Source organism: Gimesia aquarii (assembly GCF_007748195.1).
Taxonomy (GTDB): Bacteria; Planctomycetota; Planctomycetia; order Planctomycetales; family Planctomycetaceae; genus Gimesia; species Gimesia aquarii.
Map to the genome: position 1 here is coordinate 2,858,600 of NZ_CP037920.1, position 15,514 is coordinate 2,874,113.

Genomic DNA, 15,514 nt, shown 5'->3' on the forward strand with positions numbered 1-15,514 from the left:
TTGAACAGTAATCGCAAATCACTATGTGCGGATCTGGTAAACAGGAGTTGAAAATGGTCAAACGAATACAGCTACTCATGACATTGGGGATCTTCTTTTCCGTAGTCTGGGTTGGGAGTAATCCTGCTGAGGGCACACCTCGTAATCGTATGATTACAACATTGACATTGAAACCCGATGTGCCACAAGTCAAATTATTTGAGGGGATTGAAAGTCAGAAATTGAGTGTCAGAGTGGCACCTGTCAGTGCTTACAAGTCATCCGTTTTTATTAAGAATCTGACACAACAGCCGATCACAGTAAAAATTCCCGATGCTGTCTCATCTGTCCATGTTCTCAAGCAGGTGGACCCCAATAATGGTTTTTTACAGGCGCTTCAGAATAACCCTCAACAACAAACAGGGAATAGTCAATCAGTGGGAGGAAATCTCACTCCTGTAGGAAATAACCAGAACTTTGATTTTCAAGGCCTGTTCACGATCCCGCCAGAAAAGACAGTACGATTACGTTTGCAGTCAGTGTGTTTGGAGCATGGGAAGCCAAGTCCCTCCAGCCTCAAGACGTACGAGCTGCGACCTATTGAAACCCAGGTTCAAGACAAGGCGCTGATCTTATTACTCAAAAAGTTTAACCCTCGCTACGACGACTGGGAAATGATGCAGGCTATCGCATGGCATTTATCGAGCCATATGGACTGGCAGGAACTTGCTAAACAAAGAAAACACCGTACTGTTGCCGGTGGTGTTCCCCTTTTCTCAACAGCTCAATTATTGACTGCAAAAAAAATCGTCGAAATGGCAAAAGTGGAAGTGACCAGGAAAAAAACAGCAAAAGAAAATCCGATCTATACGAACTTAAAAACCGATTATGATCCGGCTTCAACATTTAGTAGAACCAGCAATAGAAGAAAGTAATTATGCGGTTCTATATTATTATAGAAAGAATTGACTCCTAGCGTGAAAGTGGTTTGAACTGAAGTCGGTGAGGAGAGTCCGCATCTTTACCAAGTTCCTCATGACGTTTGGCTTCGTACATTTTGTAGTTTCCTTCAAACCATCGAACTGTGCTATCTCCTTCAAAAGCGATAATGTGTGTCGCTAAACGATCCAGGAACCAACGGTCGTGGCTCACTACGAGTGCGCATCCACTATAGTGTTCCAGACCTTCTTCTAATGAACGAAGTGTGTCTACATCGAGGTCGTTAGTCGGTTCGTCAAGAAGAAGGAGATTGCCGCCTGAACGAAGCAATTTTGCCATGTGGACGCGATTACGTTCACCACCAGAAAGTTCTCCTACCAACTTTTGTTGATCAGGGCCTTTGAAATTGAAGCGACCTACATAGGTTCTGGCATGGATGCTGGACTTGCCAACTACCAAATGTTCATGACCTTGTGATATTTCTTCATAGACAGTTTTCTTTGGATTCAAAGCATCTCGACTTTGATCCACGTACGATAATTGGACAGTCTCTCCCAGTTCTAAAGTTCCACTATCAGGTTTCTCCAAGCCCATAATCATTTTGAACAAAGTCGTTTTTCCTGCACCATTGGGGCCGATCACGCCGACAATCCCACCTCGTGGTAATTCAAAAGTAAAGTTTTCGAAGAGGAGTTTGTCACCAAAGGACTTTGAGAGATTTTCTGCAATGAGTACTCTACTTCCTAGAGGTTTGGAAATTGGGATTTGAATATCGGAAGCATCGTCTTGTTTTTCGTAATCTTCTGCGGCAAGTTCTTCATAACGCTGGATGCGTGCTTTATTTTTAGAAGCCTGTGCTTTAGGAGACATGCGAACCCATTCCAGTTCTCTCTTGAGAAACTTCTGACGTTTGGATTCCTGTTTTTCCTCTACTTTCAATCGGGCCTGTTTCTGTTCCAGCCAAGATGAATAATTGCCTTCAAACGGAATACCTCTGCCTCGTTCCAATTCCAGTATCCAGCCAGCGACATTGTCGAGGAAGTAGCGATCATGGGTGATGGCCACAACTGTACCTTGGAAACTATGTAGGAAACGTTCCAACCAGGCAACCGATTCTGCGTCAAGGTGGTTAGTCGGTTCATCTAAGAGTAATAGGTCAGGGTTTTGTAATAATATTTTGCAGAGGGCGACACGACGTTGTTCACCACCAGACAGATTTCCGATTATTGATTCACCGGGGGCAACCCGCATGGCATCCATCGCAATTTCCAACGTTCGATCAAGTTCCCATAGATTAGCTGCGTCAATTTGATCTTGAAGTCTTGCCTGTTCTTCAATCAGTTTTTCCATTTCTTCGGGAGAGGGATCTTCTCCGAATTTTAGATTGACCTCATTATATCGATCTAAAATTGCCTGTGATTCAGAGACTGCTTCTGCGATACATTCATCGACCGTCTGATTGGGATCTAAATCTGGTTCCTGTTTAAAGTAACCTATTTTAATTCCTTTCGCGGGGCGGGCATCGCCAGAGAAATTGGTATCTTCTCCTGCCATGATTTTCAGGAGCGTACTTTTACCTGCGCCATTGGTACCTAAAACACCAATTTTTGCACCGGGGAAAAACGAAAGCCAAATATCTTTCAGAACTTCTTTCTGTTCATAGACTTTGGTGACGTCTTCCAATTGCATAATATATTGTTGTGCCATATTTCAATCTCATGTCCAGATGGACGACTATATTTGTGTTACAAAAACCTTGAGTCAAATCGCGTTTGACAAAGGGTTGGCTGATAATGCCCGGCTAATAAAGCCTGAAACGGTCTTCATTCTTGCGGAATAACATAGCTGGACATTCACCACAAGTCACTCGAAACGGGGGAGCTACTCCATGAATTATTCAAAAAATTGTTGAAAATGAAGCTCGTTTTTCAAAATTTTAGAGCGATTGTCCCTTCGCATTTTAACATCTGGTTCTCAATTCGTTTCTGATTTACGTTTGAGAATTATAAAATGTCCATCTGTCTGATCTGGGATCAGCTCCCATTGATTAGGCGCATTTTTATATTCCGGGATCTGATCGGGGGACTTGATTTGGCTATAGGGGTGTTGTGTATCGATAATGATATAATCAGTGTCAGCGGGCACACCTGATCGGTAATCATTTACTTTTCGACGATAGTCACTGTAGTCATAAGATCGAGCATGATGTGTAAAACGGGGATGAACAAAGTCAGTGGAGGCAACTCGACTTTCCCGTGGGATGAGTGGAATCACTTTTGTGAATTGTTTCGCGCGCTCTCCGGGAAGATAAAGTTTTTTCCAGTACCAGTTAGATCCGGAATCCCAGAAAACCAACCCCGTAGGACCCAAGCTGAAAAAAAGTCCCGTTGCGATGGCAGAGCACCATGTGAAGTGAGTCGCGAATGTCTGTGCGGCAGTAACCTTGGTTTTTAATGAGCATCGTTCTATAAAAAGAGGGATATTTCCTAATCCAATTGCCGCCGCCCAACACAGTATGGGGACTATGGGAGCATGGAAGTGGTGGCGAGGGTCATGTGCTAATTCATTCAAGCAAAGTAAACCAAAGAGTGGTGCCGCTACAAGTAACCGACTAGGAGAAAACAAAGGAAGAAAACCTAACGGTACGATCAGAGCCAATCCGTAGATAAAAGTGTCGGGCCGAACTAATTCACCGAACAATAAGGATGGATTGAATAGTATATTCTGTACTACTTCACCGAGAGAACTTCCAAATTTACTGAAGTACCCCACATAGTGAACTTGTTCACCACTACGGAACCAGGGAATGAGAATTTTCACGACGAATGACAGATAAATAACCGCAAAAAGGGAGAGACTGATTCCGGGGGTAAGAACTTTGAAAAGACCTGGTTTTGTTGTGGTGTTGTCCTGTTTACTTTCTTGCCATTGTTGATATGCAATCCAGAGTCCTAACGGTCCGAGAATGATGGCATAATCTTCTTTGGCAGTTAATGTAAGTGCCAGCAAAAGAATAGCAGATTTCCAGCGTTTTTGTTCAATCGCATCCAGCGCAAAGAGCAGGGCGGGAACTCCTAATGAAATGGGGCGAAATGTTTTTAAGTCGATCGCAATATCAAGAAACTGTAAAGGAAAATAGCATAAGTATGCAGCCACCATTGCTTTGCCAATCATGGTTGAATGACTGTGACGTACAGCCATCCGGTAGAGTGGGATAGCGCCGATTGCTAATGCCAGTGACTCACACAGTTCCAATAGTAGGTGAGAAGGCCAAAGCTGATAGAGAGGAAGTAAAAGCAGGTGGATGAACTGAATGTGTTCTCCCCAGAATAATCCCTGGTCCAGGTAACTGCGAAACCCTTTTCCATGTGTGATGTTCCAGAGATGTTCTTCATACATGGCAGAGTCACCATGCGGGATCAGCAAACCTTCATACAGTCTCCAGTTCATAAATGTGAATAGAGAGACAAACAACCCTATCATGAGCCATGCTCCGAAAGGGATCTTGATTGTTTGTGTCCGTTTTGCTTCCAGTGATTCTGGAGTGAGTTCAAAATAAGAAACGGGAAAGATTAGAGAGGCAAACGTAGCCATCCAACCTGCGATAGTGAGAGAAAACCAGAATTGTGATGTCGCCAATAAGAGGCTTTCCAAGCTGGTCCAGCCCATAACGAAAGCTGTGATGCGGAGCAGTTCCCAGGCTGCTGGCAGCAACCACCAGCGGAAGCCTTTCCAGCCCCAGTTTGTAAACGCCATGCTTAGAGAGGAGCCACACACTTTGGAAATGAGAAATGATCCAATACCCCATGTTGTAATGGATATGATTAATAGATAACCCATCAAAGGGAAAAACGGGATCAGAGCTGATTGAGTGGTTGGTTCGATTGTACCAGACCAATTTCGAACGAGGTCCTGCCAGAGCGTCGCACTAACGTATAACGTAGCAATGTTTAAATTGCTGAGTATAGACTGAATTGATAATGTGACAGCACCACTTCCCAGCAGGACACAAAGCAGCGCATAAGTAAATCGTCGGCTATCAAATTGCGAAGGTGGGGTGGTTGTTTGGTTCATCAATTTCTATCTGAAATCAGGTTCGCGCGTGCTTCTTGTGACAAGATAGGCGATTCACTTCACAAATTTTAGAGAAGAAATCTGAAAAGAATGCGGTTTAGGTGAAAAAATACTGAGTGTTGCTACAATTGGAAAAGGATCCTGTCTGTTAATATTCTAAATGGTTTTCTTTCAGCAAGGAAGCAACATAGGTTTGACCATGAAACATTCTAATGAGCAGATTCGTGTTTATTGCGCTGGTCCTTTATTTAATCGATCTGAACGTCAAGAGATGACGTCTATTGCCGACCTATTGTCTGATTCTGGTTACTCAGTATATCTGCCTCATCGTGATGGAATGGAGTTTCGCCTAGTCTTAGATGTTTTAGTCGAACGAAACTGGGATGCTCCTATGGCAGCTCAATTCTTACATGAAGCCATTTTTGCCTTGGATGTTTATCAATTAGTCATTGAGTGCGAGGCAATGGTTTGGAATTTAAATGGACGTACACCCGATGAAGGTGCCGTTTCAGAAGCGGCTATGGCCTGGATGTTGGGAAAACCATTGATTGCCTATCAAGATGATGTTCGTTCATTGATTCAGGGACGTGTCAATCCACTTTTGGTGGGTATGATAGATTTTGAATCGATTGATCAGATCGAACAGATTCCCAGTGCATTGTCTGTTGCTATTATGCAGCAAGATCTCCGACCCGAGTTACAAGTCTCTTTATTACCCTCAAAAGTTCAGGCGGCAGTCAAATCTGGACGAGTCTTATGGGAAGCACTGTGCGCAGAAGGTGCACAGGAAGATAATGAAATGATTGCCTCAGTTGTCGAAGACCTGTTTGCTCCCAATGATCGATCGACACTACTGGCCTGAATCAGAAATGAAAAAGAAGAATTGATCATCCACATATGAATCATCCTTATGTTGCGATTCCGGAAATTTCGAACTTACAGTCTGGTAGTGGCTTAGTTCGCATTCCTTATCAGCAGGATGTTCCATTTACGGACCGTGTTCGTGCACTCGTCGATACAACTGAGTTTCGTAGATTATCTCATATAACCCAGTTGGGGTTTACTGCCCTGGTTTATCCGGGAGCGACGCACACACGTTTCGAGCATGCATTAGGGGTCTATCAAAATTCATTACAGTACCTTTGGCAGTTAGGGAAAGACGCTCGCTTCTCTGCTACAATCGATGTACATACCGCTGAGGTTTTAATTGTCGCAGCTTTACTACACGATTTGGGACATTGGCCATTTTGTCATTTAATTGAAGATATGTCCTTGGAAGGAATTCCCCGACATGAAATGTTCGCTAGAGAATTTCTGTCTGATCAACACGAATTAGCAGGAATTTTGAGAACAGAGTGGGGGATCGAACCCGAAGAGGTTTTAGATATTTTGGTCCCTCGATCAGATACCACAGAGATGCGACTGGTTCGATCTATTTTATCGGGTCCCATTGATATTGATAAGATGGATTATCTGGACCGCGACAGTTTGCATGCCGGGGTGCCCTATGGTCGTAACTTTGATAAGAATCGCTTGGTTCATTCATTGATGGTTAATGAAGCCGGCGATGGTTTGGCCATTGGTTCCAAAGGAAAAACTGCAGCGGAGTTAATGGTATTTGCCCGGTATGTTATGTTTAGCGAAGTCTATTGGCACCATGCGGTTCGCTCCGCTAGCACAATGTTTGCCCGCGCTTTTTATCATCTCTATCAGAAGCTTGATTTGTCTGAGTATTTTAAGTTAACAGAAGCGGATTCTATTTCTGTATTACGAGAACAGGCCAAAGGCACATTATGTGAAAGACTGGTTGAAGGTATTTTCAGTACGAAACGCATATTGTATAAACGAATTGCTGAATATAGCTATTATGAATCATCCGATGTTTTTGAGTTGATCGCGCATCAACCAGTTTCTTCGTTGGTAATATGGAGCGAAAACTTATCGAAACGGCTTTCTCAGCGCTTAAATCAGCCCGTTTCTTCAACCGATATTTTAATTGACGCACCACCCACACATCGTGAAGTCGAATTTAATGTTGAGATTTATTCGTCACGTGAAGCGAAATACCAACCTCTGCATATAGTGTCTCCCGTCGTTGATACATTGGCTCAGAAGCAATTTGATGATTTTGTGAAGCGCGTTCGTGTATTTGTTCATCCTCAAATTGCAGAGTATTGTGCGGACATGAGCGATTTCGAAGACCTATTACTGAAATCTGTTCAAGAAACAAATTGATCACGCTTGCGGGATTTGGCTATGATTCGCTTACAGACATGTTAAAATTATGGGTAATGATGTTCATTTTAAGTCATTTACCAGTAGTGATTGGTTACTTCCATGATGCGAATTCGAAAAATTTGTTGTGGGGCATTCCATTTATTCGTTGGGGGAATGTTGCTAACAACTGTTGGTTGTGGTGGTGGAAGCGAACAACAAGTACAACGATCTCCTGTGAAACAAAAATCTTCTTCGGTTCAAGATCCTAAACTGAAATCTATAAGTTCCAAGCTCAAAAAAAGATTTCAGAAGAAATCGAAAAAGCCAGAAATGGAAGGCAATCCGGAAGATATGTTTGAAGTTGTGGATTATGTTCATAACTTTGAAATTCAAAAACCCGAATCAACTAGTCGCTCTGATGACTTAATCTCAGTTGTGTTACCTGCACAAGGGGATGTCGATTCTTCTACTTTTTTGATTACCGCAAGTGGAAAGCGGGAAGAGCAAGGCGAACCTGATTCTTCGTTTAAGCTACCCGAAGGATTTTCTGCTATCGCAGAAGCTGGTTATTCATTACAAGGGCTGCCCCATCGAATTCGTTGTGCGCGGGATTATAGCGAAATGGTGTTGGTCCCTGCTGGAGTTTCGATTCAAGGAATAAATGATGGTGAAAAAAATGCAGAGCCTCAATTCACGATTTACCAGAATGCGTTTTACATTGATGTATATGAAGTGACTCTGGAACAATATCGGCGATGGCGTTCAGAGATGATTGCGCAAAAAGGAAAAATTCCTAGCCCCGCCGGCAATGATCTTCAACCAGCTCAGTTTCCTGCCTTAGGGATCTCCTATACCGATGCTCTCAACTATGCACGTACTATGGGCAAGCAGTTACCTCTTGAAACTCAGTGGGAAAAAGCGGCTCGCGGAGAATCCGGTTTCCAATATCCCTGGGGAAATGGGCGTCCGCTCTGGCAGAGAGTACGTAAGCTAGGACAAATTGATGCAGTGGGAACATTTCCTGGTGATCAAAGTCCCTATGGTGTTTTTGATTTGGCCGGTAATGCGCGAGAATGGTGTGAAGATTGGTATTCTAACAATCCTTATCAGGCTGCGATTACATTAGCTGATGCGGGAGTCGTCAGAGATTGGACGGGTCCTAAAAGATCTGTGATACCCAGCATGCGGGCAGTAAGAGGTGATCAACAAGCCTGGAACGTTTGGAAACGATCGGGAGAAAATATGAGGAAGCCTCCTGCTGATGTTGGGTTTCGTTGTGTTTTGAATCTTCCTGAAGTATCAGCCGATTCCGAAGCTCCAAAAACTTCTGGCTCATTTTGATTCTCGTTTTCCGAGTGTCTACTTTATTTAGCTGATTAGGGAAGCTTTCTGCTGCTTCCATTCAAGTTTCGGTTCGCTTTGCAAGTCTTCTGAGATTGCCGCTTTCCGCCTGATGACCTCGTAAATTCAGACTCCTACGCAAATTGTGTATTGCGGTCGCTCTTGTCATAATATACAACAAGGCTAATAATTAGCCTGGCTAATGAATGAGGGTTTCTAATCTACCGGAGGAGAAACTGATGCTGCAATACGACTTTGAGGAAAGTATCGGGTATTGGATTACAATTACTTCGCATTTTTATCAAGAGGCATTAAATCAGGAATTGATACCTTATGGAATTACATTCCGTCAGTTTCAGGTGATTGGTTGGCTCGTTTATGAAGGCTCGCTTTCCCAAGTCGAATTGGCCGAACGCATGATGATCGAGCCACCAACGCTGGTTAGAATCCTGGATCGTATGGAGCGGGATTGCTGGATCAAACGTGAAAATGATCCCGATGATCGCCGCCGTAAAGTGGTGAAAGTTCTTCCTGAGGCAAAACCCGTTTGGTCGCAGATGGTGGCCTGTTTAAAGCGGCTCAGAAAAAAGGCGACTCAAGGTATGACACCGGAACAGGTTGAAATCTTGAAGTCGCTATTAATGCAGGTGCAGGAAAATCTCGGAGTGACGACTTCCGAGTATGAGACTGCATAAATAAGAAGAAATCAAATTTATAAACGATAGATAATACTTAATATAATATTGAGGGGATTTATGAGATTAGCAACCAGCCTCGTTGCCTTTTTTTTGTTATGTTTTTTATTTTCTGAACAACTGCTAGCCCAACGTGGTCCCGCATCTGTGGCCGTTGCTAAAATTGTGGAACAGAAAATTGCATCAGGACAAACCTTTGTTGGAACCGTGCAGCCGATTAAGAGAAGTCTCATCGGAAGTGCCGTCGGTGGACGTGTCGCCGAGTTTCCTGTGAATGAGGGAGACTATGTGCGCGCCAAACAACCTTTGGCTCAACTCTTGATTAACACTATCAGTTTAGAAGTAGATGCTGAAAAAGCGGAATTGGAACTTCGCAAACATGAACTGACTGAGTTAGAAAATGGTTCCCGACCAGATGAAATAAAAAGAGCCAAAGCGCTCATGATGGCTGCCAAGGCTGGTAGCGAGTATCAGCAGAAACGACGTAAACGTCTGGAATCTCTTTATTCTAGAAAAGCAGTGAATGATGATGATATTCAACAGGTTGTCTCAGAGTCAATTCGTGCTGAGCAATTATATCAGGAAGCGACGGCAGCTTATGAACTCGCAGTGAAAGGGCCTCGAAAAGAGAAAATTGCTCAGGCGCGATCTCGAGTTGCCATACAACAGGCCTTGGTTGATAAACTTGAAAGCCAGGTCGTAAAGCATACGATTATTTCTCCGTTTAATGGATACGTTGTTGCCGAACATACGGAAGTCGGTCAATGGGTTAACTCGGGTGAGCTTGTTGCCGAAGTGATTGCATTAGATGAAGTGGATGTCAGTGTTCAAGTACTGGAGAACCATGTGCCGCATGTTCGATTGGGAATGGATGTCCGTGTAGAAGTTCCCGCTATTCCAGAAGAAGTGTTTATTGGTAAGGTAGCCATGGTCATCCCGCAGGCAGATGTCCGATCTCGTACGTTTCCAGTTAAGGTTCGGATCAAAAATACAATTACTAAGAATGGGCCGATCCTCAAATCGGGAATGTTAGCCCGCGCTGTGCTGCCTACAGGGGCGGCTCAAACTGCCTTACTGGTTTCCAAGGATGCTTTGGTTTTAGGAGGTCCTCGTCCCATGATTTTTGTCGTCGAGCCTAATAAAGAAAATCAAAAACTGGGTAAAGCACGTGCTGTTCCCGTCCAAGTTGGTGTAGCTCAAGGTCGATTAATTCAAGTGAAGGGTGACTTGAAACGTGGGGCGTTTGTTGTCATACGTGGTAATGAACGCTTAAGACCAGAGCAGAATGTAGTAATCGCTGAAGTCTTATCGCCCGATGCGGAACCAAAAGCAAAAGCCATGAAATCGGATGGTTAAAGAGGATCTTCAATGAACTTGATTCACGCCATAGTACACAATCCGGTAAAGGTGACTGTAGGGGTTTTGATGACCGTTTTGTTCGGTCTTGTTGCATTGATTCGAATGCCAATGCAATTGACTCCTGAAGTACAAAGACCCACGATTACTGTCGAAACACGTTGGCCGGGTGCCAGCCCTCAGGAAGTCGAGCGTGAGATTGTTCTGGAACAGGAAGAGCAACTCAAAAGTGTTGAGGGGATTACAAAACTAAGTTCAGAGAGTGCGGACTCTAAAGGATCTATAACGCTTGAGTTTCTGGTCGGCACGAACATGGATGAGGCATTACTAAAAGTAAACTCCCGTTTGCAGCAGGTACCAGAATATCCTGAAGATGCAGACCAACCCATTATCAGCACTTCGAACGCTGCAGATCGTCCGATTGCCTGGTTTATTCTCAGTAGTCGTTTACCGTCAGTTGAAAAATTAGCTGAGTTTGAGACTTCACATCCTGAGATTAAGGAAGAACTGGAAGTCATTCGTACGACTCCTAATCCAGGCTTAGCTATGTTGCGATTGAGACTATTAGCCGAAGAACATCCTGAAGTCAGAGGGGGACTATTGCCCTCTCAAGATCTGGAAGTCACAAAATTACGTCGCTTTGCAGAAGATGAAATCGAAGCTCGATTTGAACGTGTCTCGGGAGTTTCTCAGTCTAATGTATTAGGTGGTCTGGAAGATGAACTTCAAGTAGTAGTGGATTCAGAACAACTGGCAGCACGGCAATTAACGATAGCAGATATTCGTGCTGTGTTACGAGGACAAAATGCAGATACATCAGCTGGAGATTTTTGGGAGGGAAAACGACGGTGGGTTGTTCGGACGATTGGCCAGTTTCGTGATGTAGAAGAAGTTGAAAATCAGTTATTGGCGATTCGCAATGGTGCTCCCGTTTATGTCAGAGATGTTGCAGCAGTTCGCTTGGGATATAAAAAACCCGCTGGTCTTGTGCGGCGTTTTGGTGAATCCAGTATCGCAATTAACTGCGTCCGCGAAACCGGAGCCAATGTTCTGGATATCATGGATGGTTTGCGAGCAGCTACGAAAGACCTCGATGAAAACATTCTAAAGCCACGCGGATTACAGCTCGTTCAAGTTTATGATGAAACGGATTATATTTATTCCTCTATCGATTTGGTACAGAATAACATTTTCATCGGCGGGGCGTTAACTATGATTGTGTTGATGTCTTTTTTGCATTTGGGTGTCCGGACTCTACTCTTCGTGCCATTTATTCTTCTCACAGCTGTCGCTGCGATGTTCATCTCTCCCTGGTTCTTTGTGATCAGTTTAGCATTGATTGTGGGAGCGGGGTTCTGGTTTGCCCGTGGGGCTTTGGTGGTTGGGTTGGCAATTCCAACAAGTATCATTGGCACATTTCTGATTCTGGGGGCATTGGGACGTTCTTTGAACGTCATCAGTCTAGCTGGGTTGGCATTTGCTGTTGGGATGTTGGTTGATAATGCCGTGGTAGTTTTGGAAAATATTTTCCGCAGATATTCTTTGGGAGAATCCCCATTCCGGGCTGCTATTAAAGGGACTCAAGAAGTTTGGGGCGCAGTTCTTGCATCAACACTCACAACCATTGCAGTTTTTCTTCCAGTTGTCTTCATACAAGAGGAAGCAGGCCAATTATTTAGAGATATTGCGCTCGCAATCAGTGCTGCCGTCGGTCTTTCATTATTAGTTTCAATGACGTTGATTTCCACTGCGTCCGCTCGCTTGCTCAAGAAGAGGGAAGGCCAAGAAATTGAAGACGAACACATTTCGCATCGGGATGAGATACCGTCTGAAAAACCGAATCCAAAAGGTAAATTACATAGAGTCCTGATTGGACCAATTGAAGCCGGAGGAGCTGCGTTTGTAAGAATGATTGTGGGAGTGAATCACTGGATTCAGCGTGGTTTTATTCGTCGGTTACTTGTTGTTGGCTTACTTGTTGGTGCTGCAGTAGGTATCAGTTGGCAGTTGTGGCCTAAAGTTGAGTATCTGCCAACAGGGAATCGAAATTTAATTTTCGCCATTTTGCTGCCACCTCCCGGATATAACCTCAACCAACTGATGGAGCTGGGAGAGACCGTTGAAAACGATTTGCGACCTTACTGGGATATCGATCCTACCAGCGAGGAAGCCAAAAAACTGGATTATCCTGTGATTGGGGATTTCTTTTTTGTTGCACGAGGGCGTCAGGTCTTTATGGGGATTCGTGCTTATGATTCACAGCGCGTGGGAGAGTTGATTCCTCTAGTCCAAAAGGCAGGTATGAAATTGCCGGGGACATTCGCAGTCGCGAAACAATCCAGTCTGTTTGAAAGAGGACTCACGGGAGGTCGTACTATTGAAGTTGAGATTATTGGCCCTGATTTAAAAAAACTGGTGGGTATGGGGGGGCAGATTCTGGGACAAGTAAAACATATCATGCCGGCTGCTCAAGTACGTCCTATTCCCAGCCTTGATCTTTCGAGTCCAGAAATTCATATCCAACCCAAACTGGTTCAAGCAGCCGAAATGGGAGTCAGTAGTGCTGATTTGGGATATACGGCGAATGCCTTGATTGATGGTGCTTTTGCTGGAGATTATTACCTCGGAGGAGATAAAATTGATCTGACGATTGTGGGTAGATCGAAACACGTCCAGAATACGCAAGATGTCAAAGCCTTATCGGTGGCGACTCCCATGGGATCACTCGTGCCATTAGAAGCCTTAGCAAGCGTGGAAATTACAAGTGGTCCGGAACAAATCAATCACCGAGAGCGTCAGCGTGCGATTACCATTGAAGTGTCACCACCAGAAGAGATGGCACTCGAAGATGCCATGGGGCAGATTCAGTCGAAAATTGTACAGCCATTGCGAGAGAACGGACAATTGGTAGGGGGGTATCGCATTATCTTGTCAGGAACCGCTGACAAATTACGGGATACATGGGCTGCACTGGAGTTCAATGTGATGCTTGCTTTATTGATTACTTACCTTTTGATGGCAGCGTTGTTTGAATCATGGCTCTATCCATTAGTGATTATTTTCAGTGTCCCACTAGGTGCTGTCGGTGGAATCGTAGGACTGAGTATTCTTAATTTGTTTACACTCCAGACTCTGGATGTACTCACAATGTTGGGCTTTGTGATTTTAATTGGAACCGTGGTAAATAACCCGATATTAATTATTCACCAATCTTTAAATCACATCAAAGAAGACGACATGTCACCCCGTGAAGCAATTCTGGAAAGTATTCGTACCCGAATCAGGCCTATTTTTATGACGACAACAACAACCGTATTGGGGTTGTTACCACTGGTTTTATTTCCTGGTTCAGGAAGTGAATTGTATCGTGGTTTGGGAAGTGTTGTTTTGGGAGGGCTGATTGTTTCGTCGCTATTTACACTAGTACTCGTTCCGACGTTGTTTAGCTTGACAATGGATGCTAAGAAGTGGGGCGTGAATCTCTTGCGGCCAAGTTTAGTGAAACAGACGAAATCAAATCATTCTCTGTCAGAAGAAGTGGAATTATCTACTCAGGAAAATGCGACGATTTAATAGATCTTGTTGATTAATATCTTTGTTGATTGAAGGCAGGTCCACTTCAAGCACGGAAATCTCTGATTGATTTTTCGATTAAGAATATTCGGTATCAATCCCAAGGCGATATTTTAGTTGATCCAACTCTTCAATCGATTCATCACTGGATGAATGAACGTGTTCTGCTTCAGTGATAAATTTCAAATCTGAGATGTGGGGGATACCATACTCATCCAAGATATTTTCGAATTGCTCGATTCCCTGCCCGTACATAATAAGAAGTTTATGCTCATCAAATTGAACTTCGAGTGGAATGAGTGGGTTTAGAACTGCAATACCAGCACAGCCATCATTCAACAGCAAATCTTCATAATCGTAGAGTGTGCTTTTGAGAACAGGTAAATCCATGTGTTCGCGATACAGGTCCTGGTGTTGATTGCTTGAACCCTCGTGACTCGTTTCCAGCACGACATCAACCTCGGTACCAAGTGGGTCGAGCAGGTCAATAAACAGGTCAAATAAGATTTCTTTTGAAGCGGACGCCATCAGAACAGGAATCTTGATGCCAGTTTCTTTGTCCGTATAAACATCATGTCGGTAACCAGCTTGAGGCACGACTTCTAGATCATAAGAAGGGCGAATGGCTTCTGTCAGTAAGAAGTTGCCATACTTTGCGATATTCAAGTGCGTTTCTAATTGATCTTCTGAAAGACTTTCAAAACTACTGCGCGCTTTTCCTGCAGAGTTATCCCGATAGGTCGTCTTTAAGAATTTTTTTAAGAATCCCATAATAAATCTTCCCCCCCTCACGACAGACAAAAATCATGTTGCCACTTGGGCTTGTAACACCGTATTTACTTAACTTTTTGGATTGGTATTTAGAATTGGCAGTTTGTTCTTAGTTGTTGTGACTGGAACGAACTGGAATCAAAAAACTCTAGCACGCAAAATGAGGAGAGGTCTCAAGTAGTCTCGATGTTGCGTTCTTTTTTGGCGAGTTTGAGCCAAAAGAGCCGGAAGGATGAGATGAGGTAAGAGTTCCAGACAGATAAAAGGTCCGGTTGTACGGTCTAGGTAATCTTGAAACCGTAATCTATGGGGTAATAACAAATAGAATCGTTGTTTTCTATGCCATTGTTTAGACCGGGAGGGTAAATTGAGATTTCGGAACTAATTAATGTGTTTATTTATATAAACATTTATTTTTTAACAGTTTAGGAGACACTATCAGAGAGCGGTGCAACCAAAGCTTGTATTTATTTATAGCTGCTATCTAACAAATAGACACATTGCAGTAAACTATTATCATCACTAGAATTACTGCCTTGTACCAGTATTCAATCGTTCTAGATCATCTC

General features: G+C 43.6%; 10 protein-coding genes. 7 read left to right on the forward strand and 3 right to left on the reverse strand.

Translation table 11 applies throughout. The features are described from left to right. Positions 1-53 precede the first annotated feature (53 nt). Positions 54-914, forward strand: coding sequence for a chromo domain-containing protein (locus V144x_RS11520; protein WP_144985302.1), 861 nt, complete (start codon positions 54-56; stop codon positions 912-914). A 37-nt stretch (positions 915-951) separates the two neighbouring features. Here the strand turns inward: V144x_RS11520 and ettA are convergent, their stop codons facing one another. After that, complete coding sequence (gene ettA / locus V144x_RS11525; protein WP_144985303.1) at positions 952-2,625, reverse strand: energy-dependent translational throttle protein EttA; 1,674 nt, start codon at positions 2,623-2,625, stop codon at positions 952-954. 267 nt (positions 2,626-2,892) lie between these two features. Next, positions 2,893-4,992: a DUF2079 domain-containing protein gene (locus V144x_RS11530; RefSeq protein WP_144985304.1), complete on the reverse strand. Its 2,100-nt coding sequence runs from the start codon at positions 4,990-4,992 to the stop codon at positions 2,893-2,895. 199 nt (positions 4,993-5,191) lie between these two features. Between V144x_RS11530 and V144x_RS11535 the strand changes: the two genes are divergently transcribed. The 6 genes from V144x_RS11535 (at position 5,192) to V144x_RS11560 (ending at position 14,174) form a co-directional block, all read left to right on the forward strand. Continuing rightward, the gene (locus V144x_RS11535; RefSeq protein WP_144985305.1) at positions 5,192-5,854 is read left to right on the forward strand and encodes a nucleoside 2-deoxyribosyltransferase; all 663 of its coding nucleotides are present in this window, start codon (positions 5,192-5,194) and stop codon (positions 5,852-5,854) included. A gap of 35 nt (positions 5,855-5,889) precedes the next feature. Beyond that, the gene (locus tag V144x_RS11540) at positions 5,890-7,227 is read left to right on the forward strand and encodes an HD domain-containing protein (RefSeq protein ID WP_144985306.1); all 1,338 of its coding nucleotides are present in this window, start codon (positions 5,890-5,892) and stop codon (positions 7,225-7,227) included. A gap of 102 nt (positions 7,228-7,329) precedes the next feature. Next, a complete protein-coding gene (locus tag V144x_RS11545; RefSeq protein WP_144985307.1) occupies positions 7,330-8,550 on the forward strand; it encodes a formylglycine-generating enzyme family protein in 1,221 nt (406 codons plus the stop codon). A 239-nt stretch (positions 8,551-8,789) separates the two neighbouring features. Beyond that, on the forward strand, positions 8,790-9,245 hold the full coding sequence (locus V144x_RS11550; RefSeq protein ID WP_144985308.1) for a MarR family winged helix-turn-helix transcriptional regulator: 456 nt from the start codon (positions 8,790-8,792) through the stop codon (positions 9,243-9,245). Between the two features lie 60 nt (positions 9,246-9,305). After that, complete coding sequence (locus V144x_RS11555; RefSeq protein ID WP_144985309.1) at positions 9,306-10,601, forward strand: efflux RND transporter periplasmic adaptor subunit; 1,296 nt, start codon at positions 9,306-9,308, stop codon at positions 10,599-10,601. A 12-nt stretch (positions 10,602-10,613) separates the two neighbouring features. Then, positions 10,614-14,174 (forward strand): efflux RND transporter permease subunit, encoded by a 3,561-nt coding sequence (locus V144x_RS11560; protein ID WP_144985310.1) that lies wholly within the window; start codon positions 10,614-10,616, stop codon positions 14,172-14,174. Positions 14,175-14,252: 78 nt separating this feature from the next. Here V144x_RS11560 and V144x_RS11565 read toward each other — a convergent pair whose 3' ends face one another. Continuing rightward, complete coding sequence (locus V144x_RS11565; protein WP_144985311.1) at positions 14,253-14,945, reverse strand: hypothetical protein; 693 nt, start codon at positions 14,943-14,945, stop codon at positions 14,253-14,255. Between the last annotated feature and the right edge of the window lie 569 nt (positions 14,946-15,514).